11 protein-coding genes and 2 pseudogenes are annotated in these 21,466 nt (G+C 45.3%); 3 read left to right on the top strand and 10 right to left on the bottom strand.

Annotated elements, in window-relative coordinates:
* Nucleotides 1-10: 10 nt before the first annotated feature.
* Together PSE6802_RS33410 and PSE6802_RS0112185 are read right to left on the bottom strand one after the other, a co-directional pair.
* Nucleotides 11-202, bottom strand: coding sequence for a hypothetical protein (locus tag PSE6802_RS33410; RefSeq protein WP_156815505.1), 192 nt, complete (start codon nucleotides 200-202; stop codon nucleotides 11-13).
* 61 nt (nucleotides 203-263) lie between these two features.
* Complete coding sequence (locus PSE6802_RS0112185; protein WP_019500341.1) at nucleotides 264-1,067, bottom strand: hypothetical protein; 804 nt, start codon at nucleotides 1,065-1,067, stop codon at nucleotides 264-266.
* Nucleotides 1,068-1,162: 95 nt separating this feature from the next.
* Here PSE6802_RS0112185 and PSE6802_RS28780 point away from each other — a divergent pair.
* The 3 genes and pseudogenes from PSE6802_RS28780 to PSE6802_RS0112205 form a co-directional block, all read left to right on the top strand.
* A pseudogene (locus PSE6802_RS28780) lies at nucleotides 1,163-1,795 on the top strand (transposase family protein); the annotation flags it as partial.
* A gap of 74 nt (nucleotides 1,796-1,869) precedes the next feature.
* Nucleotides 1,870-3,035, top strand: a protein-coding gene (locus PSE6802_RS28785) for an IS3 family transposase (RefSeq protein WP_156815385.1) whose coding sequence is annotated in 2 segments (ribosomal slippage) — nucleotides 1,870-2,140 and nucleotides 2,140-3,035 — 1,167 coding nt in all. Because the reading frame shifts where the segments join, the coding sequence is not laid out codon by codon here.
* A gap of 98 nt (nucleotides 3,036-3,133) precedes the next feature.
* A pseudogene (locus PSE6802_RS0112205) lies at nucleotides 3,134-3,316 on the top strand (transposase family protein); the annotation flags it as partial.
* 76 nt (nucleotides 3,317-3,392) lie between these two features.
* Here the strand turns inward: PSE6802_RS0112205 and pheS are convergent.
* The 8 genes from pheS to PSE6802_RS0112250 form a co-directional block, all read right to left on the bottom strand.
* Nucleotides 3,393-4,397 (bottom strand): phenylalanine--tRNA ligase subunit alpha, encoded by a 1,005-nt coding sequence (gene pheS, locus PSE6802_RS0112210; protein ID WP_019500344.1) that lies wholly within the window; start codon nucleotides 4,395-4,397, stop codon nucleotides 3,393-3,395.
* Between the two features lie 254 nt (nucleotides 4,398-4,651).
* A complete protein-coding gene (locus PSE6802_RS31070) occupies nucleotides 4,652-7,501 on the bottom strand; it encodes a peptidoglycan DD-metalloendopeptidase family protein (protein ID WP_162139222.1) in 2,850 nt (949 codons plus the stop codon).
* Between the two features lie 598 nt (nucleotides 7,502-8,099).
* Nucleotides 8,100-8,540 (bottom strand): tRNA (cytidine(34)-2'-O)-methyltransferase, encoded by a 441-nt coding sequence (locus PSE6802_RS0112225; RefSeq protein WP_019500347.1) that lies wholly within the window; start codon nucleotides 8,538-8,540, stop codon nucleotides 8,100-8,102.
* A 107-nt stretch (nucleotides 8,541-8,647) separates the two neighbouring features.
* The gene (locus tag PSE6802_RS0112230; protein ID WP_019500348.1) at nucleotides 8,648-9,676 is read right to left on the bottom strand and encodes an ABC transporter permease; all 1,029 of its coding nucleotides are present in this window, start codon (nucleotides 9,674-9,676) and stop codon (nucleotides 8,648-8,650) included.
* 124 nt (nucleotides 9,677-9,800) lie between these two features.
* Nucleotides 9,801-10,865 carry an N-acetyl-gamma-glutamyl-phosphate reductase gene (gene argC, locus PSE6802_RS0112235; RefSeq protein ID WP_019500349.1) on the bottom strand — a complete coding sequence of 355 codons (1,065 nt, stop codon included), beginning with the start codon at nucleotides 10,863-10,865 and terminating at the stop codon, nucleotides 9,801-9,803.
* A 74-nt stretch (nucleotides 10,866-10,939) separates the two neighbouring features.
* Entirely contained in the window at nucleotides 10,940-11,839 is a 900-nt protein-coding gene (locus tag PSE6802_RS0112240; RefSeq protein ID WP_019500350.1) for a c-type heme family protein, read from the bottom strand.
* 457 nt (nucleotides 11,840-12,296) lie between these two features.
* Nucleotides 12,297-13,196 carry a c-type heme family protein gene (locus tag PSE6802_RS0112245; RefSeq protein ID WP_019500351.1) on the bottom strand — a complete coding sequence of 300 codons (900 nt, stop codon included), beginning with the start codon at nucleotides 13,194-13,196 and terminating at the stop codon, nucleotides 12,297-12,299.
* Nucleotides 13,197-13,509: 313 nt separating this feature from the next.
* Nucleotides 13,510-21,339: a Tc toxin subunit A-related protein gene (locus tag PSE6802_RS0112250; RefSeq protein WP_019500352.1), complete on the bottom strand. Its 7,830-nt coding sequence runs from the start codon at nucleotides 21,337-21,339 to the stop codon at nucleotides 13,510-13,512.
* Between the last annotated feature and the right edge of the window lie 127 nt (nucleotides 21,340-21,466).

Genomic DNA, 21,466 nt, shown 5'->3' on the forward strand with positions numbered 1-21,466 from the left:
TGACAGAGAATCAATGGCGCGATCGCTTTGTTGATGGGATAGGGCGATCGCAAGCTAAGTGAGAATTAACGGCGCGATCGCCATGTAATTTTACTAGCAACAGATCGCTAGTTGGGAGAGAATTAAAAGGGCGATCGTTTTGTTGATGGGATGGAGCGATCGCGGCTGACAAAAAATGCGATTTCGAGGGTGCTCGCTTCAATAGCCGGGATCGTTATCGATTGACTCCACCTCGCAATGCAGGGCTATCATATTCTTTGCATTTACCCGCGCCTCCATTTTGTGTATAGTTTGGTGATATCAGTTTTCCATAGAGAATCAGGGGCTAAGTCAGTCGGCATTGACTTTATTAGATTTAGTCTAACCTCAGAGATAGAGCTTTCTATTTGATTTTTTGGGATCTGTAATCTTCTTTTCTCTAATTCCTCATTATAAAAGGAGAAATTTTGTTCGTTCCATCTTAATTCATTTTGCCATTCCAGCTTTCTTGTTAGTTTCTGTTTTGGAGCATTTAGTTCATATGTATAGTCGAGTAAGATAGCAAGTTTGTTCGCATTACCCCTACCAACAAATTGATAATTTGCCTTCAATTCATGCGTGTGATTCCCTGCAGAAAAAGCTTCGACATATCTCGTGGTCTCAATAAGGATGGGAACAAATCTACCATTGTGCCAGCCGAAAATAGTAAGAAGATCTTGACTGATGCCAGTACCCTTGGCTCCTTCAAGATCGTTAATTATCAAAAACACCCTTCCATCTCCAATTAAATCTTCGAAAGAAATCCTCGCACGACCATACCACGATGGAATTACAAATTCTGTCACTTTGTGAAATTCGCCGAGACCGTTGCGATCGTAGATGTTTAGTATCACTGAACGTTTATAAAAAGCTCTTTGCGTGTATACTCCTTCATGTTCTCGCTCTTCAATCACACAGTTTGTCAGCGCATTATTTTTTAGCTTGAGTATTTTGCACCCACCTTTCAAAGCCTCAGCTTCGTTTTTAAAGCTATTGGGGATTTTATTGTTTATAGGAGTTTTGTTCTTTACCTGACTATAGGTTTGCATTAGACCTCTTGCAGATTAGGTTGAGGTTGAGTTGCCAAAGAACCCCAAGATAGGAAAATATCAGGACATAGCAATAACGAAAAAGCGTCCTGATGATGAACTATATAATAGCGCAAACCCTACCTGCTGCACACTTTAAGCGTCGATTTGGTATCGAGACTAATACGTTCAAAGCAATTGTGAAAGTGCTTAAACCAGAGTGGCGAGCAACGCCAACACCTGGAGCCAAGCCTAAACTCGGACTAGAAGACCGCATATTGGTTGCCTTCGAGTATTGGCGGGAATATCGCACCTACTTTCACATCGCCACTAGTTGGGGCATCAGCGAGTCTACAGTTTGTCGAATAGTGCATTGGGTAGAGGAGACTTTAATCCGCTCACGTCGCTTTCGACTACCTGGGAAGCGCCAGTTGGTGCGGGGCTTTGGGATACCTACAGTCGCGATCGTTGATGTGACTGAAACTCGCATTGAGCGTCCTAAGCGGCACCAACGTGCCTTTTATAGCGGCAAACAGAAAGGGCACACGCTCAAATGTCAACTCATAATTGACGCTCTTACTGGGCAGATTATCTGTACGTTTTTCGGCAAGGGGCGACGGCATGATTTCAAGCTGTTCAAAGCTTCTGGCATCCATTTCCATCCTCAAACCGAGAGTTTGCAGGACAAGGGTTATCAAGGCATCCAGAAACTGCATCTCTACTGCCGCTTACCCCACAAGAAACCGAAAGGTGTGAGGTGGACCCCAAAAACTGGACAGGGGGTTAAGCTCTGAACCACACAAAATAATGATAGGAGTAGTTCATGAGTAACAAACGCAAGCAGTACAATCCGCAATTCAAAGCGAAAGTTGCCCTGGAAGCGATTCGGGGCGAGAAGACCATCTCGGAATTGGTAAGTCAGTATGAAGTTCATGCAACGCTGATTAACAACTGGAAACGACAGTTGCTGGATGAAGCCATTAGCCTGTTTGAGAAAAGTAGTGGGGCGCATAAAGCTGATGAGAGCCAACAAGCCGAGATTGACGAGTTATATCGTCAGATCGGACAGTTGAAGGTAGAACGGGATTTTTTAGCCAACAGGTCAGCACAGTTGGGGTTGAAGAACGCAAAGCCCTGGTAGTGTCTGACCATTGTGAACTGAGTATGGTGCGGCAATGCCAATTGCTAGGGATTGCTCGTTCCAGCTTCTACTATCAACCGCAAGCACCCACAGAGGAAGAGTTGAGATTGTTAAAGCTGATTGACCAGCAATACTTAGAAACACCATTTTATGGTAGTCGTCGCATGACCGTAGTGCTGCGCCAACAAGGTCATGAGGTGAATCGCAAACGGGTACAACGGTTGATGCGTCAGTTGGGGATAGCAGCGATTTATCCCAAGCCCCGTTTAAGCCAGGCACATCCAGAGCATCAGGTATATCCCTATCTGCTGCGTGGATTAGCTATTACCGACGCCAATCAGGTCTGGTGTACTGATATCACCTATTTGCCAGTACTGAAAGGGCATTTCTATCTCGTGGCAATGATGGACTGGTACAGTCGGAAAGTCTTGTCTTGGCGGATTTCAAACACCTTAGAAGTAAGGTTTTGCATTGAAGCCTTGCAGGAGGCAATTGCTCAGTATGGCAGTCCTGAGATTTTTAACTCGGATCGAGGCAGTCAGTTTACCGCAAATGCCTTTACAGGATGTCTGAAAGCCTCTGGAGTGCAAATCAGCATGGATGGGCGTGGACGGTTTTACGACAACATTTTCATCGAACGGTTGTGGCGATCGCTGAAATACGAGTTGATTTACTTAATCGCTTTCGAAGATGGTATTCATTTGAATAAGGAAGTACGAAAATGGTTTAATTGGTATAATCAAGAGCGTCCGCATCAAGCATTGAATTATCGCACCCCAGAACTTGTTTACTGGGAAAGGCTTTCAGGTAGTGTCTCCACTGGAGAATCATTTCCTAAAACCACTTGATGAGGAAATTAGAGATCTCAATTTCTCAGAGCTTAGAGATCCCTCAAAGTTGTTCAGGCGATTGGGGCCACTTCAGTGGTCAGCTTACGCCCGAGCAGAAAGCGTTCAACCGCCAACTTGCGCGCCAACGGGTTGGCATTGAGCATGTTAATCGCCGCTTGAAGATCTTCCGCATCTTATCTGGACGCTATCGCAATCGTCGTCACCGCTTTGGTTTGCGTTGCAATCTAATTGCTGGTCTCTACAATTTTGAACGCTCTCAAGGCTCCTCAGTTGGCTAATTTGCAAGAGGTCTATTGAAGTGGACCCGGAGCCACTGCCGCGTTCCACCCCTGCATTCCGTCCTAAGCCCATTAGTTAAAATTGTTGTAAAAAGCGCAGATCGCTGCTGAAAAAGCGGCGAATATCGTCGATCTGGTGCATCACCATAGCAATGCGCTCGATCCCAAATCCCCAAGCAAATCCGGTAATGGTTTCAGGATCGTAGCCAACTGCTTTGAATACGTTGGGATCGACCATGCCACAGCCACCTAACTCCAGCCAGCGACCGTTCCACTGTACGTCTACCTCAGCGGAGGGTTCTGTAAATGGGAAATAACTGGGGCGGAACCGCACTTCTCGTTCGCCAAACAACTCTTCCACAAATGTCGTAACCGTGCCCTTGAGATCGCCAAATGTCAACCCTTCCTCCACAGCCAGTAACTCTATCTGGTGAAACACGGGCGAGTGGGTGGCATCGATGTCATCTTTACGATAGACGCGCCCAGGGCAAACAATGCGCAATGGTGGCTCGTTTGCCTCCATGTAGCGAATCTGTACCGAAGATGTTTGCGTGCGCAATAGCTTGCCATCGCTCAGGTAGAGAGTATCCTGCATATCGCGGGCAGGATGGTCGGCGGGTGTATTCAGGGCTTCAAAGTTATAGTAGTCAGTTTCAATTTCTGGCCCTTGCGCCACTGTGAAACCTAAACCAACCAGGATATCTAAAACCCGATCGATCGTCCCTTGAATTGGATGTACTCTACCTTGGGGGGCGCGAATTACGCCAGGCATTGTCACATCAATGGTTTCTGCTTCCAACCGTCGATTAATTTCTGCTTTCTGCAAAACTATTTTGCGGTCTTCAAGTTGGGTTTGGAGCGACTGCTTAATTTGGTTGGCGATCGCGCCCACTTGCGGGCGTTCGTCCGCAGACAGCTTCCCCATTGCCCCTAGGATCTGCGACAGCACTCCTTTCTTGCCCAGATACTCCACTCTAACCTGCTCTAGTTGTTCGGCAGTTTGCACTTCAGTTACAGCTTGCTCTGCATTGTCAGCAAGGGATTGCAGTTGGGATTTTAAGTTATCTAAATCGGCAGTCATTACATCTACGCCAGAAATTTGCTATGCCTACATTATGCCTAATAATGCGAGTTCGATATTTCAAAATACCAGGTTTCTCGTAATTCCTAATTCCTATAGTCGTACGACAGATCGGTTATTACAGGGGGTGTGGGGGCTGCGCCACCTTGCACCCCGTCATGAGCCTATTGGCTATAGCTATAAAATCGAAGGAGCGGGCAGTATGCCCGCTCCTTCGATCGGTGATTTTCAGGTTAGTTGCGCGTTATAAAGATCTATCTTCTAGCGAAGAAAGCCATTGGATCGACTGCTCTGCCGCCTTGTGGTCTGATTTCAAAGTGCAGGTGAGGACCAGTGCTAAATCCAGTACTACCCATTTCAGCAATTAACTGAGACTGATTCACTGACTGACCTTCTTTGACCAGAATGGCATTGAGGTGAGCGTAACGGGTGATCGTGCCGTCGTCATGACGAATGTCGATCATGTAGCCATAGCCACCATCATTCCAAGCTGCATACTCGACTGTACCAGCCGCTGCTGCCAGGATAGGAGTGCCAATCGGGCCTGCAATATCAATACCCTGGTGAACCCGACCCCAGCGCCAGCCAAAACCAGATGTCAGAGTCCCTTGCGCAGGCCATATGAAGCCTGTGGAAATGCCATAACCTGAGGTGTCGGGCAAGTAGGCTTTAGCTACAAGCTCGGGCAGTTCTGGTGCTAGAGGTGAAGCTTTACCTGTATTAGCGATCGCTTCTCGGGTACTGTCAAAACTGGATGGGCTGATGTTGGCTGCAGCAACTTTGGCAGTTTCAGCACGTCTCAGTTCTTCGGCACGCCTTAGCTCCTCGGTGCGACGGGCAACTTCAGCTTGGCGGGCAGCTTCAGCGCGACGGGCAGCGGCTTCAGCTTCAGCCTGTTTTACTTTGTCATTGAGCTGGTCGATTTCGAGTTCCAAGCGGCGCATTTCCATTGAAGTCATGCGAGCTTCGGACTCTGGTAGCAAAGCTAAATCGGTAGGCTTTGTTACCGTAGGGCTGCTCTGCTCGATTGCTTTAGCTGGCTCCGTTGGTACCTTAAAAGATACAGAACCTTTTCGCAACTTTACGGATGGCTCAGCTACGGGCTGAACGGGCATGGCTTCCATGGGCAAGTCCCGCGCAGCAATCTTTTGCTCGACAAGTCCTGCGGAGGGAATAGAAGCAGGTATTGCCTGTTTGGGTAACTTGGGTAAGCTAACCGAAGGATCTTGGGCTGGTTGTTCTGTAACCGATTCCACTGGATTTTGCTTGGCAAGCTGTCGCTCGACAACCTCAGGCGATTGAATCGAATTCAAAACCGCAAGCTTAGTGACATCGACTGATGATGGCTCAACGACTGGCTGTGTTAGTGTGGAACTAACAACTCGACGAGCTGACTGGTTAACAACCCCTAACCTGGTGTTTGACTCTACAGGGAGTTCAATTTTTTTCAGCAACGAAGTTGAAGGTTCGATTGTTGATTTAGAGACCTTTACAGGCATCTCCGTTGCGGGCTGCAACACGGTGAGATCGAGGAGATCTGGGAAATCGAGGGAGAAAGACTCCCGATCGCTGGTGCGCTCTGCGATCGCTCCTGCAGATCTAGATTTGATTTTGGGTTTATCCGATTTAAGAGCGTGCGCGATCGACTTAGCAGGTCGAATTGATGGCTCTTGGGCTGGCTGTACAGAAGGGATAACCTTAGTAGCAACCGCACTTGCTTGTTGTTCTATCAACTTATCAGGTGTAAATGGAAACAGCGATGCTGCCATCTTTAAAGTTGACTCTGTTTCCACAGGCAAAATCGGAGTCGCTTCAAGAGAATGTCTAGCAGCGGCGATCTGTTCTAAAGGAGCCTGGCTAGGCATATTCTTGGGCAAACTGCTCCCAGCTAGCTGCATTAAACCATCCAAAGTTGATGGCAGAGTAGCTTGCATTTGAATAGGCTGGCTTGCAGGCGATGGAGTTGTTGCTGTTGAATTTTTCGCCGGAAGAATCATGGGTGTAGCTGCTTTTACCTGCATTGCTACAACTTCAGTCCGCTCGGGATCGGGCTGGCGAGCTTCAACCTGCCCTAACTTACTTCCTACCTTACCAGCTTTAATATTAGGAGTGGTGTTCTCAGAAATAGCAGGCTTTACGTTCGTGCTACCTGTATTCGAGAATACGACCTTCATGGGCTTTTGGCTGTTGTAAGCAACCATCTGCATCGATGCAGTATCTTTCCCGGATGGTATTCTCAACTCGCGCCCTAGTTCTAACCAATTTGGGTTATCTAGCTTGTTGTGCTGTGCGATTAAAGTTTGAGAAACGCCATGCTTTCTCGCAATTGTTTCGATTGTATCGCCGCTAAGAACCTTATAGGTAACGAACTGTGGTTGCTTTTTGAGCGAAGACGAAGAATGACTGACTAAAACAGGCTTGCCTTCCACCTCTTGCAGTTTTTGGCGCAAGCGATCGCGCTCTGCAGTTAGCTTCAGTTTGGCATCATCCTCGCGTACTTTCATCAGGCTCGCAACATTACCTGGGATCACTAGAGGCTGATCGACAGCAATTAACTCAGGCGACTTCAAATCCGTATATTTGATGATGTCGCTCTTAGGCACTTTGTAAAACTTGGCAATCGAATCCAGCGTATCCCCCGATTTCACCTTATGGATGATGCCACTCACAGGAGGAATAACCAGCTTAGCACCGGGCTGCAAAGGTGTGGCAGCACTGATGCCATTAGATGTAGCGATCGCCGCCGCATCTACCTGATATACCTGAGTCAGTTTATATAGGGTTTCATCTTCGCGCACCTCATGCACTACTACACCCGTATGCTTGTCCCAAGTGCCCGCTGCAATTGCAGCACGAGCCATTTCATATTTGCGCTCCTTGTTCTGCGATAGAACATCAGCAAGAGTTTGAGGTGACTGAGCAACTGGTGTCACGCGCAAAGCTTTAGAGTGCTGTTGGTTAACTAATGCCCCCACCGTACCAACAGAAAGAGCTAGACCTAATAGTGCAAACGACTTACGTACTTTCAGAGAAGATTCTGAAGTATTTAGTATCGTTGTGGGCACTTCCGTGCAATCTTGCTCCTTAGAAGATATTCCTTTCAAAAGTAGCCTCCTTAAACTAGCTGCGCCCGAATTTGTTTGCGACGCAGGTTCTGTGTACATTTACCTCCAACAAAAGTTAATGAATTCTTATGAATTCAGGAGGAGCTTCAAAGATTTACGTTACCCTGTGTTAAGGTACATCGATCTTTTCCGGCAGACAAGTTCATGGTGAACAGAAATAAACAGCAATTTGTGCATGACACTCGCATGAAGGTCTCGGAGCATAAATACTTATTCATTGTCAACATGGAATTACAGGAAATAAACTTTTAAAACCCTGGAATCTTAGCGTTCCCATTTCGGTAAATGAAGTGCACTTTTATGAAAATAAATAAAAATTAATTATCTGCAACGTTCTGTAATTAGGCTTTTTGGGTTTCTAGGCTCGTATAACAAAATTAGGAAGGCCATAATCCTACGAACCAGACTTTGAGGTAATATACTCTGTTTCTCTCGCTTTATCGCGTGTTTAGTTCAAAATGCTAGGTATAATGTCGAGCAAAAAAAATTATTGTTACTAAGTAAAAAAATATTTACATATTTTCTTAATTTTTCCTCTAATCAAGCATAAATATTTTTACCTTCGGAATGAGTGGAGCTATGGCATTAATTGACGACGAGCCTCAAATAAGCCAATCGCTACGCTGACGGACAGATTAAAGCTGCGAACCATCGGCTGTTCTATGGGGATATAAACACTGGGGTGCCGTGCCAAAACTTCGGGGGGTAATCCATTCGTTTCGCTGCCAAATAGCAAGCAGTCATCTTGCCGATACTGAAACTCGCGAAAATGGTAGTCGCCTTGTTTAGAGAAGCACACCCAACGGCCTGAAATTTGAGCTAATTCTGCCAGACTGGCATGGCGATGCAGATCGACGTATTCCCAATAATCTAAGCCAGCACGTTTGAGCGTGCGATCGCTGATCTCAAAACCCAATGGCTCTACCAAATGTAGTGGTGTTTTCGTCGCAGCACAGGTACGCGCAATATTTCCTGTATTCGGGGGAATTTGTGGGTAAACGAGAACAACCTTGAGCATTTCTAGTAGACAAAAACAAAAGTGTTAAAAAGGGGGAAGGGTTGCCCTCTCTTCTGGGGGCGCAGCCCCCACGCCCTCAATTACTGTAGGACTGACGATCTGCAGCACTAGTAACGAATACGCGGATCGATCCAAGCGTTGATAATATCAACAATAATGCTGGTAACAACCACAATGATTGCAAAAAATACCACTACTCCCTGAACGACGGGATAGTCTCTGGCGGTCAAAGCTTCAAATAAGCGATTTGCCAAACCAGGCCAGGAAAAAGTTACCTCTGTCAAAACTGCCCCGCCTAACATGGCTGCAAAGGTTAAGCCCAGAATGGTAATTACGGGAATTAAAGCATTCTTAAGCGCGTGGTTAAACAGGATGCTACGCGCGGTAATTCCTCTTGCTTTTGCTGCTTCTACATAGTCGGATTGCAGTGTTTGCTTAAGGTTGACACGCACTATGCGTTCAAAGATCCCGCTAATCACGATTCCTAGGGTTAATGCTGGTAAAGCTAGATATTGCAGGCTTACCCAAAACTGCTGACCATTACCAGCTAGCAAGGCATCGATCGTATAAAATCCCGTTAGGTTGGTTGGAGGGGTTAGGGTAACAGGAAAGCGGGTGCCAAAAGGAACCCAGCGCAGTTGCACTGCCAGCAATAACTGCAATAACATGCCTACCCAAAATACAGGCAGAGAGTAAGTAACGATGCCAAACAAACGCCCAAATACATCCCACTTAGTATTAGGTCTAGTTGCAGCGAGAATACCTACACTCAAACCGATTGCCAGGGCGATCGCCATTGCATATACTGCTAACTCAGCCGTGGCAGGAAAAAAACTTTGAATAATTTCCCATACGGATTGCCCCTTGGTACTGAGGGACGTACCCAGGTCAAACTTCAATAAACTCTTCATGTAGCGAAAATACTGCTGCCACAATGGGCCGGATAAGCCAATTTGCTCTCTTAAAGCATCCTTAACAGCGATCGGCGCGCGCGGCCCTAGAATTGCATCGATGGGATCGCCTGGCGTGGCACGCATTAAGCCGAATACAACGGAAGCAATTAGCCCTATCATCAAAGGTGCTAGCAGCAACCTGGTCAATATGTAGAAAAAAAGTGCCTTTAAACGACTGGACATAGCTCAATAACTAAAAGATTTAACTAGCTATTAGCTATTAGCTAGCTATCAACATCCTCCGTCATAGGCTGTCAAAAAGCTGACGGCTGATTGTTTGAAAAGGCTGACTGCTAAAAGCTAATTTTTAAGGATAAAACGCTAGCTGGGGTAACCCCGTCGTTTCTTCCCAACCCATCATAATATTCAGGCATTGTAATGCTTGAGAAGCTTGCCCTTTCATCAGGTTATCGATCGCCGATACCACAATTACCCGCCCCGTGCGCGGATCTACTTCTAAGCCGATATAACAAAGATTAGTGCCGCACGCCCACTTAGTTTGAGGGTAAACCCCATTAGGCGAGATCTTGACCCATTTGGAAGACCGATAAAACGACTTGTATATCGTGCGCAGATCGTCTTTAGTTAACCCAGGATCGCGCATACGAGCATAGACCGTTGCCAAAATACCCCGCACCATCGGAATTAAATGCGGTGTAAATTGCACCAGCACCTCATGCCCCGCGACTTCAGAGCAAATTTGCTCGATTTCAGGCGTATGGCGGTGATTGGTGATGCCATAGGCACTTAACGAACTATCGGCTTCGGCTAAGAGCAAATTGGTCTTAGGAGGCTGCCTGCCACCACCAGAAGTACCGGATTTGGCATCGATAATAATACTGTTGAGATCGATCAGCCCCTGCTTGAGTAGAGGTAGCAATGCCAATAAGCTAGCCGTGGGGTAGCAGCCGGGACAACCGACAAGGTCGGCTTCAGCAATGCGATTGTGATATAGCTCCGGCAACCCATACACGGCTTTGCTGGCTAGATCGCGATCGCGGCGCGGCTCTCCCTTATACCAAGCTTCGTAGGTATTGAGATCTCTAAATCGATAGTCAGCAGAAAGATCCAGGACTTTGCAGCCTTTTGCCAGCAGTCTTGGGGCAAGATTTGCTGCTAGGCCATTCGGTAGCGATAAAAATACCACCTTAGCTCTCTGCGCGATCGCTTCCGGCTCGCAATCTTCAATTGGTAAGCTGATTCTATGAGATAGGTGCGGATATAGATCGGCAAAAGTTTGACCGACGCTACCACTACCGCCCAAGTAAGCAATTTCAACTAGAGGATGCTCTAACAGCAGTCTGACAAGCTGAACTCCTCCATAGCCCGATGCCCCAACGATCGCAACTGGTAACCGCTCCAAATCACCCATAACCGTCTCCCAACCCAGCGTCAACTTCAGTATTAATGTAAGATACACCCTCGGTGTAATTTCGACTGCATTAATTACTTCTGTTTATTCAGCATCTCCATCGCCATAGACAAGCTCAGCTTCATGCGATTGAATGCTGCTGCCAGTACGCCAATTTCATCGTGGGATGTTTGCTGGAACTCCGATCCCAAATTACCTATACTGACATCATGGGCAACCCTAGCCATGCGGTTCAGTGGTTTAACCACTGCCTGGCGCAACATAATGTTAATCAGCAGGATGGTAACTGCAAAAACTCCACCAACTGCCGCCATCACCAGCAGTAGCGATTGCCTGCTGGCGTTAACTACCTCACTAGCAGGAACGGAAATGATTTGCGCTCCCACAATCTCGTTTAACTGCCAGCCAAACCCACGGTTTCTGCCATAGGTTGCGATCAGGCTCTTAGGGGCGGCCTCCGGCGTGCTGTGACACTCCAGGCAACTCTGTTCTGGAATAACGATCGGACGGGCAATGTAGTATAGATCTATGCCAGGGGAAGAACGAAAGCCTGTCAACTCTTTGAGATTGCGATCGCTCCTAAAGCGCTCGACTATAACTTTTTCATAGTCATCAGCCAGATCTCGCAGGTTTGTGGGGTTTAAAGTTGCTTCTTTGTAAAAGAAATCGCTGTATTCCTTATTGTTACGCAGATTCTCAAACACTTCTCGGGCTGAGTAGGCTTGTATCGTTTGAGGCAAAAACTCTGGCTCTGTTATCAACCTGTCCTTGAGTTGAGGATATATCTGGGTGCGGGTATAGTTACGCACCGAACTCATGGCCTGGATCAAAATGAGAGCCTTACTCGTAATTTGGTTTTCAGCATTACGATTCAAGATTGCTGCCAAAGCAGCTCCGCTAATTAAGACACCAATTAAAAACACCGTCACCAGGAGCAAATTAAACTTTGTTCCAAGTTTGAAGTTCTGCAACATTATTCTCAATATTAGTTAGCAAGTTATAGTTATAGCCAACAGTCTGAGGACATGGTTCTATCCCTTTGTGAGGGCTGCACTCCCCTGCATTAATACCAAATCCTGGGTTGTTAACTCTCTTTATCTTGGAGTCTGTGCAGGCAGACTTTGTTTGTGTAGCCGCGACTTCTAGTCGCCAGACAACATTAGGGTTAATCAACGCGAATTTGATATGACAGATTCTGTCTACTGCAGCTATAGCCAATAGGCTTAGGACGGGGTGCAGGGGTTCCACCCCTGCGTGGGGGCGCAGCCCCCACACCCCCTGTCCTAACAGATCTGTCTACGGCTATATACATATCGAAATTATAATTTGCTAACAAGCTATTAAAAGCTTGGAAAGTTAAGGAAAATACAATTAAGCGGCCATTTAAATAGACATTAATACATAGATTTTGTCGCGTGTAACCCGAAGCGTCTACTGCTGTTTATTCAGCATCTCCATCGCCATAGACAGGCTCAACTTCATGCGATTGAATGCTGCTGCCAGTACGCCAATTTCATCGTGGGATGTTTGCTGAAACTCGGAGTCTAACTTACCTACGCTCACATCATGCGCGACCATAGCCATACGGTTGAGCGGCTTAATTACTGCCTGGCGGAGCATGAGGTTAATTAGCAGGATGGTAATTGCGAAAACTCCGCCTACTGCCGACATTACCAGCAGCAGCGATTGTCTGGTAGTGTTTACAACTTCACTAGCAGGGACGGAAATAATTTGCGCTCCCACAATCTCGTTTAGCTGCCAACCAAACCCGCCGCTACGTCCATAGGTAGCGATCAGGCTTTTAGGAGCAGCCTCTGGCGTACTGTGGCATTCTAGACAACTTTGACTTTTAACAGCGATCGGGCGAGCAATGTAATAGAGGTTTCCGCCAGGGAAAGTACGAAAGCCCGTTAACTCCTTAAGATTTTGGTCGCTGCGAAAGCGTTCGATCAAACCTTTTTCGTAGTCGTCAGCTAGATCGCGCCGATTTGTGGGGTTTAATGTGGCTTCGTTGTAGAAGAAATCGCTGTATTCTTTATTACTCCGCAGGTTCTCAAACACCTCTCGTGCCGAGTAGCCTGGTACTGTCTGCGCTAAAAATTCAGGCTCAGTTTTCAGTCTGTCTTTTAACAGTGGGTTTACCTGCGTGCTGGTATAGTTACGAACCGAGTTCATGGCTTGAATTAGAATTAGAGCCTTATTGGTAACTTGGTTCTCAGCACTGCGATTCAAGATCGCTGCCAAAGCGGCTCCGCTAATTAAGATGCCAATTAAAAACACCGATACTAGCAGTAAGTTAAACTTTGTTCCGAGTTTGAAGTTGTGTAACATTGGTGTTCGATCCAGGTAGAAACTATCCCACTGTAATGGGAATATTATAATCGCTAATTAAGCTATCAAAAAGCGGGTAAAGTTAGGGGAAATACAGTTAATCGGCTGTTTGAATAGGCATTAATACATGAAGTTTTATTATGTATAATGGAATGGCACTGAAATAAGATGGGACGACTAGCTAGCCTAGGTTCGAGAGGATATAACAGGATCTGTAGGGGTAGTGCCTACCCCTTACGCATCGGGGCAACCACAGGGGGATTGTCCCTAGGACAATATTCCGTGTCATGGTCATTTGCGATCGCACCGATCCCTAAACCTTCTGCTGTATTTTGGTAGTTTTTTGGGAAAAGACGATACTATGGACGGCTTCTTTGAACTCACCTTCTCCAGCATCAAGGGCCGTGTAACTCAAATTGATGATTACATCAGTCAGATTGTCAAAATCAATCTGTTTATTGGTTTCTTTTGGTAAGCTGAGTTCCCAGGTGGAAACCGCTCCCGTGCCTTCAAAGGGCAGATAGCGCTCGTCTCTGAAATTCAACTCAAACAAACCAGAATCATTTACACCCCTAGAAAGAGCGATTTTTTGATTGCGTCGCCAACTGCTTCTGAGAATAGATGTATCTGGCTGCGTACTCGAATTGCCAAGTAAGTATTCGACTGCACCTACATCTGGTTTAATCAGTGTTTTGTCAGATAGTTGGGTTAAGGTTGCCTTAATATTTTGATAGGGGCCGATGACTGCTGGGATGGAAATAGAGATTGTCTTGATTTGACGGCAGTAGTGACCGGGAAAGTCCAGATCGAAGAGTTTTTCGCTCAAATCAATTGTGCATGTCCCGTTTGTTTTCAGGGCATTAAGGGCATGTTTTTTATTTATTTTATCTAACTCAGAGAGAGAGATGGTTTTCTCAATTTCTAGGGTACGGAAATTGCCCTCAATATAGGCTTTTTCGAGTTGGTTCAATCCCAGCATCAAGCCTTCGCCAGCTAAGAGTCCTTTCTTCAAACTGTCCCAATAATCGAAGCTGATGTAAGTATCATCTTGATTGAGTTCGTATTGATAGGCTTTTTGGGCAGCTAGCGCCATGTCTAAGGCGATTTTAAAGGTCTGGAAATACAGAATAGCTAGGCGGCTAACCATCCATTGGTATAGATCTTGGTTGGAAAACTTATTTTGGAAGAAGTTTTCAACTTCATTGGCTTGTTCGATGCTCTTCAGGTGTGCATTCAGTTCGGCGGTGGCAATATCAAGATTAATTTGGCTGGCAGTAATTTGTTGGGTAATGAGAGCGACATCATCTTGAGCCATTTGCAGTTGTAGTTGCCAGTCTTCGGCACGGCGCTGATATTGGGCGATCGCTCCAGCCAGAGAAGATCCTTGATTGAGTGTATTGGCAGTTCCACTCAACGATGCGCCTATTGTCGCTACGGCAGCACCAAAATTCATCCCACCATCAGCGAGTCCATAGATATCAGGGGTTAAATAAGCAGGCGCTGCCAGAGTGTTAGACACGGTTGCAGCTACTTCAGTTAGAATAGCATCTCCAGCTAGCGCAACGCTCGCTATTTCAGCGGCATTCCATTTGCCGTCAATCAAGTTTTGATAATGGTTAAGTCGATTTTGGGCTGCGTCGAGGCTCTTATTCAGAGAATCCACATTTGCCTGAGCTTCCGTAATTTGTTTTTCCTTGGTCATCTGGATCAGCCGTAAAATAGCTGACTCTTGGGTTGCTTTCAGCAAGGAGATCTGTTCTGCATCTTTTTTCTCTAAAGCACTTAGGAGTGACGATCCAAGCTGGATGACGGTGGAGGTGATATTCTTCGCACGCTCTAACATATAGTCAAAACGATAGTTGGGAACTTCTGCTCTCAGACCTGACACCACACTCATCGGCAGATTACCACTCGCCACGGCACGAACGAGTTGGTTGGGATCGATCGCAGGTTCAAAGAGAGCTAGTTGACGCATGACTCCCTCTATGTTCTGGCAGTGGCGGATTTTATACAATCGATCTTCTACCCGATCCCAATAGGCGGTAAATTGTTCGTTTTCACTGACGCAGAAGTAAGCGTTGATATCGTTGAAGGGAGTATTGGTTAAGCTTGAGCTTTGACCAGTGCCAACAAGTTGCTCCAACTCGATTAAAAACTGCGGAATCTTATCCTTATATTGGGTTTGGATACATTGGAATGTTTCAGGCTGTGGAGATTTCTCCTTGCCTAAGTCTTCGGGTTTTGCTCCTAGCAGGTCGTAAGCTAATAGATAGAGCAAGGTTGCCTGGGTAATTGACTCCCAAGTGTCCTGAGCAAAAAGGTTATCGCCCCAGTCCAATAGGTTATCGATATATTTCATCACGATCGCTTTTTCATAAGCCCCAATTCTTAGCTGGGCGATCGCATGAGGGTCAAAGGGATCGTTATTGTAAGCAGCGATCGCCTTATCGTCGGTTAAAATCGCTTCGAGCTTTTTAAGGGTATTGCCTCGGAAGGGTAGGTAACGCCAAAAGCGATCGGAATTCCAACTCTGGCTGTTAGGTTGAATTTGTTGAGTGGGATTGAAAATATAGTGATACCACTTCTGAGCCTCGGCAAAGCGTTGGTTGGCGTTGAGGGTGTTAGCGACTAAAAATGGGATATGGAAGAAGATTTCTTGGAAGTACAGTCCATAGGAACCGTTAAAGTCCAGTGCCTTACTGGTCGGTGGAATGACTAGATTTGACGGATTAAACCTAGCGAAGTTGAGTTCGGGGGTGAGTTGTGAGTCCGGCGTTAATAAATGGTCTATTCCGCCAATAAACGCTTTTTGGCTCAAATGTCGAACCGTACTGGTTGTTAATCTTGTAAAGGTATATTTCTCTGAGTTCGATGGCGGATTATCAGTATAAGATAACGTTATAGCTCCATTTGAATCAGTCTCAACCACTAAGGAATCGCTGATTGGTTTGAGTTTCTCTGCCTGTGGCATAACCAGAAAAGCTTCGTCGCCGTTATCAAAGGTGAACCACCCAGGCTGGTTCTTAACGGTGAGAGTAAAGCTGTTATTCTGCGAGACTTCTGTAGTTAGTAGAGGAGGGCAGTGAAAAATGGAAGAAAGGATCTGATCGGAGGTAAGACCTACATTCCAAATGCGGATTCCAGCCATTCGACCACTAAAATAAGCATCAGGGTTGCTTTTTCCGTCGTCTTGACTACTTTTACCGAAATAGCAAGAATTTCGTAAGATGTTTTTGGGAACGTCCATTTGACCTACTTTGATCAGTTCCCCATCCCTATAAATTTTGCCAGTTCCTGAAGCATCGACGGTTGCTACTAAGTGCATCCAAGTATTGGCTGGTGAAACCTCTGGTGTTCTAATTCTTCCAAATAAGAGGGTCTTCCCATCCTCGTAGTCGCTAGCAAAGATAATTCCATTTTGTGCTTTGTTATCACTGAAATCAATGATTCGCGACCCACGATAATATTTCTTAAAACATACCCAAGCTTCTATAGTGAATCCTTGAGAATAATCAAAATCCATAACAGGTAGATTAACGAAACTATACGTGGTATCACTATGAAAATTCAATTGCAATACATAACGATAACCTCCAGGAAAATCTTCAGCCAACTCCCAGTTATTGTGAGACTTATCAACGTTTAACAACGTCCCGTTGAAATCAGTATTAGTAGCATGAACGGTTTCCCCAGACATCTCATTCATTGGCCAGTTGGCTACTGGCAAGGGTAGATTTTTATCCGACGGACGGTTGGCTATTACTGGTGGGTGCGAGGAACAAAAATCACCAAGATAATTATCAAGAGGCTTTGGCATTCTGCCACTTAAAGTCTGACTCTCTATCAACAAATCACTGGTTAGTGTTGGAGGTTTAGGAATGTCTGCAAACAAAACCAGAAACTTTTCTGATTCTGTACCTTGCCCAGGGATAGTAAGCGGATAAACCTTCTTCAAAAATGCATCCAAGTCAGTAGTAGAAGTAGAGCGATCGCCAGTAGTAGTACTAACTACAATATCTTTAGAAAGTGTTTGGGGCTGAACCCATTTCTTGCTGACTGTCTGGAACGTGAACTTAATCGTTGCTTTTTGAATAGTAGTTTTTTCAGTCATACCATTCATCAGGGTCGAGGTCTTATTCTCTGTGATTTCGACCCAAAAGACAAAGAGCTTATTGAAGGCAAAAGCGGGAGAGATATAATCCGAGTTAATGTGGATATCGATTTTTGACCAGGGATTCCAGGTTGGGGGATTATTAGTTGGATTGAGGCACTCGCGGTAATAATAGGTGTATGGTTCGGTGGCAGTTCGACCGAAAATAAAGAGGGTATCGAGTTTTGAGCTATCTGGTTGTTGGACAAAACAACGGTATGTTGCAGCTATACGCAGCTTCGCCAGTTCTGCTAATTTATCAAAGTAATTGTAATAGGCAGCTTCGACTGATTCTTGAGTGATATCAGATTGCATTAACTCCGATTCTAGTTCTTTAAACAGATCGGATTTGCTCTTCCTGAGATTCGGTTCGATGTAATTTTCTGGATAGAGGAAAACTTTGCGGTTGGCTTCCCAAATTCGGTAATTTAGCATCCACTCCCACCAGACTTCTGGAATATTCACATTGAGTACGCCTGGTTCCACGTTTAGCCGACAGCGTTGCATGTACATTTGCAGTGAGAGAATGGCCTGCTTGATGTAGGAAATCGTGGCACACCCTGTAGTCTCTACGTCAATCAGCAAGTATTCTGACAGATTGCGTAGAGTTTTAAAACTATGGTCTTCCTGATTGAGCTTCCATAGGGCATATCCAGTTAGGGCATTGCGCTTTAGCTCATTGAGCGTACTATTTAGCTTGTCGCTGACTTTTGCCCAGTCATCATCGCTATACTTTGCCTTGACAATTTGAGCAATTGATTGGGCCGTTTCGTTGTAGGCTTTCCAGTTATCATTGTCTGCGGCGCTCATAGTCGCTAGAGCTTTTATCTGCCGATAAAAAGATATATCCGCTCCCAGTGATTTACTTAGGTCGAAAGCGTTTTTGAGCTTGGCAATTCCTTCAACCGAGTTATAGAGGTTGGCAACACCCATAAAATTGGTTGTTGCAAGTTCCTCAATTTGCTCTTGTTTCCAACCTGTGATTTTTTCTAATTGAGTTGCCTTTGTTTTATTCTCCGAATCAGCTAGCGATGAGAATTCAGCAAAATACTGGATTAACTCATCCTGAGTGTCGTTACAAGCCTTAGTCAATTGTTTAAAAGTGTAAAGGCTTTTTATATTATCGATACTCAAGTTCTGGAAATCTGATGCAATGCCGTAGCAAGTAGGATGACTAAGAACGCTGGCAATTTCAGTTTGAGTAAACTGGAGTTTCTGGTTCAGCACCAACCCTCTGGATAAAGCACTTATGACTTGCTCAATGTACTCAAAATTGCGATTGCTGGGGTCTGGAGTTAAAAATATATCGATATAGCTATGTACACGATTAGAGACTTGTATAGGCAAGAAGGGTGTGAGTTTAGGAATTAAATCAAGGAGAGCCTTGATTATATCTGTTGTACTTCCTAAAAATGTAGCCAACTGTTCGATCAGTTTCTCTTTCCATTCGTCCCCAATTTTACTGATATTGCTCTTAGCAATTTCGGGATAAGATGCTTCCAGTAGTAAACGATTGAGCTTTTGAATTTCGTTTTGAGAGAGAACTTCTTTTGATGTCAAAAGTTTTTGGGCTTCTTCTGCAACAGTTGATAATCCCGGAGTTTGGTAAAAATCTGGACGTTTACAGAAGTCATTCAAATCCTGGATAATCGTGCATTTTTGTGTTTCTGACAGACTTGTATTACTTGTTTCTGTTTGTGCCGAGTGTAGTGTCAAAGCCAATGCCGTCTGAATGTCTTGAGAAAGCGTTATTAGACCTGTTCGGGTGCTTTGACCTGGTGGGGGATTCAGTTTAGTTACAAAGCCAGTCCAGTCTGTGATGTCACTGACTTTAATTTCGGGTTGTGGACTGAGGCTCAAAGCCCAAAGTGTTTTTAAGAATGGTTGAATATCTTCACCTTTGTATTTCTTATCTACAAATTTGCTTTCGATTCCATTCAAGATGTAGTCTAGTTCGTAGACGTTGCAACCTAAATTCCCCAACCATAAAGCACTTTCCAAGACATAGTCAAGATCGTCGATGGAAAAAATTGACAACTTTTTACCGATCAAATGCAAGAAAATTAGATATTGGTCGATGGGGAGTCTCAGCAGTGATGCGAGGATAGTATGACGATAGAGAACTGAAAGGTTTTCCACAGTTAGATTCTTATCGGTACCCCAAAATGCCTCTACAAGGGCTGTTAAATCATCCAGGCTAATTCGCAATCCGGCGGCAATTTTACTTTTTATATGTGGGGGTGTGAGGGCTATGGGAGCATTATCAGTATTTCCGCTGTTTTCAGTTGGGAGTGTGAGTGCAGTACATGTATAGAGCGAATTTCCAGAATAAGCAGGATGATAGGGGGGCTTGCCGTTCAGAAGTTCAGCATTGTTGAAGATAAGATCGAAACGTGCTTGGGAAGTCTCGGCATCTCCTACACCAATGGTTTTAATGTCATGCCAAAAACTACACAGTACATCCAAAGGCAGATTCAATTTTGCTTGTAGTTGTGCGATCTTGGCGATTTTTTGGATGGCATCCAGATCTATATCCTTGGTTCCAGTTACACCAATCGAGGTCAGTACCCAATCGAGATCGGCAAACGACCAGTTGAGTTTTTTGGCAAGGCGCACGAAGCGATTAATTCGGTCTAGAGTTGCCAGGTTAAGATTCTGGATAGTATCGGGAGCCTTCTGGTTACTTACAATCTGAAGATATTGGCTTTCTAGAACTTGGTTGATATAGAAATGATGAGCTAAACCGCTATTCAACTCTTTTTGCGACAAGTTTTGATAAAGTAGGTCGTGTAATTCTTGTCGGGATAATCCTGTCTGGTGTAGGAAGGTGTCCAGATTTATCAGACCGCCGAGGTTAATTCCCGCAACAGCAATCCCATAGACGCTCAGTAAATCTGTTTCGGTAGGTTTAGGAGTAGTTATGAGGTTGCATTCTTCAATTGAAAGCCCTAAAATTTCTCTAGCAATCGCTCCTTCTGAAACATTAAAGGTTTTGTAGATGGAAGCGAGGTCTGTTTTTTGTTGACCAAGATAGCTGCGGATTTGCTCTAGTGGCAAATTAAACGGTAGGTTAAAGGGATAGGTTGCGGTTGCGAGGAATTTATAGGCACCATCTATCTTTTGGTCTTCGGGCGTTGTCTTTTGGTCTTCGGGCGTTGTGGGTAGGCTAGGGTTATCTTTTAAACCATCTACCTGAAGGGCTACGACCTTGTTAACGATGTCGAGGTAAGGAACCAGATCGTTGGTTTGCTCGCAGGTGAGGGGGATTTGTGCGAGATCGGGGCGGCGAAACTTGAGGGTGGATTTCGAATCGATGTTGTTTTTAGTTGTAATCGATGCCTCAGTTATCCGCATCAAATCGACAAAATAGGCGGCGGGACTGAAAATAGAATGGCAATGTTCGCATTCGTAGTAATTAAGGCTACCGAATACTTCTTGATAATCAGGGAAATTCTCAAATTGATGGATATCATCCCCCACATTATTAGTCAGCATTGCCCGAAAATGAGGCGATGCAACCGTATTATGGACATTTGCCCACAAAAGAGTCGTTTTAGCTTTCACCGCCGTGGCATTTTGATGAATTTCTTTAGCAACTGCTTCACCACCGACAGTTGCCCCATAGTCTCTGACGAACTGTGCCTGCGGTATGGCAGCTATGGCATGGGCAGAGTCAAGGCTGCGTTTGGGTTGCGTGGCACTGACAGCCAGGGTAGCAGTCAGAGCTTCTCCAGAAGTAGGTGCAGGTTCTACGGACTGGGGCAGCGGTGAGTTCAACAGGGCAGTAGCAACAGATGGTTCGGGATGCAGCCGCAGTAATCGCTGATATTTTTTTAATAGCTCCAGGATTGTTACTTGCTCCTGCTCCAACCCCTGCCAGTGTAACTGGGACAGTTCAGCTCGATCGCTAAAATTAAACTTAAGGATGTCAAAATCCGAGTTTTGACTGTAAAAGCGATCGAGATTGTTATCCGAGATTTTAATAGTTGCCATTTTAGTTTCCTCGTTTTTACTAACCGAACAGTACAAAGTCACTGATATTTTAGAAAGAGCCGAGCTTTGTTTATCAAATCAATCTAAAATGGTTTGAGTAGCACTTTTATCATCTTCTTTCTCCATT

Origin of the sequence: Pseudanabaena sp. PCC 6802 (genome assembly GCF_000332175.1) — a bacterium.
Classification (GTDB): domain Bacteria; phylum Cyanobacteriota; class Cyanobacteriia; order Pseudanabaenales; family Pseudanabaenaceae; genus PCC-6802.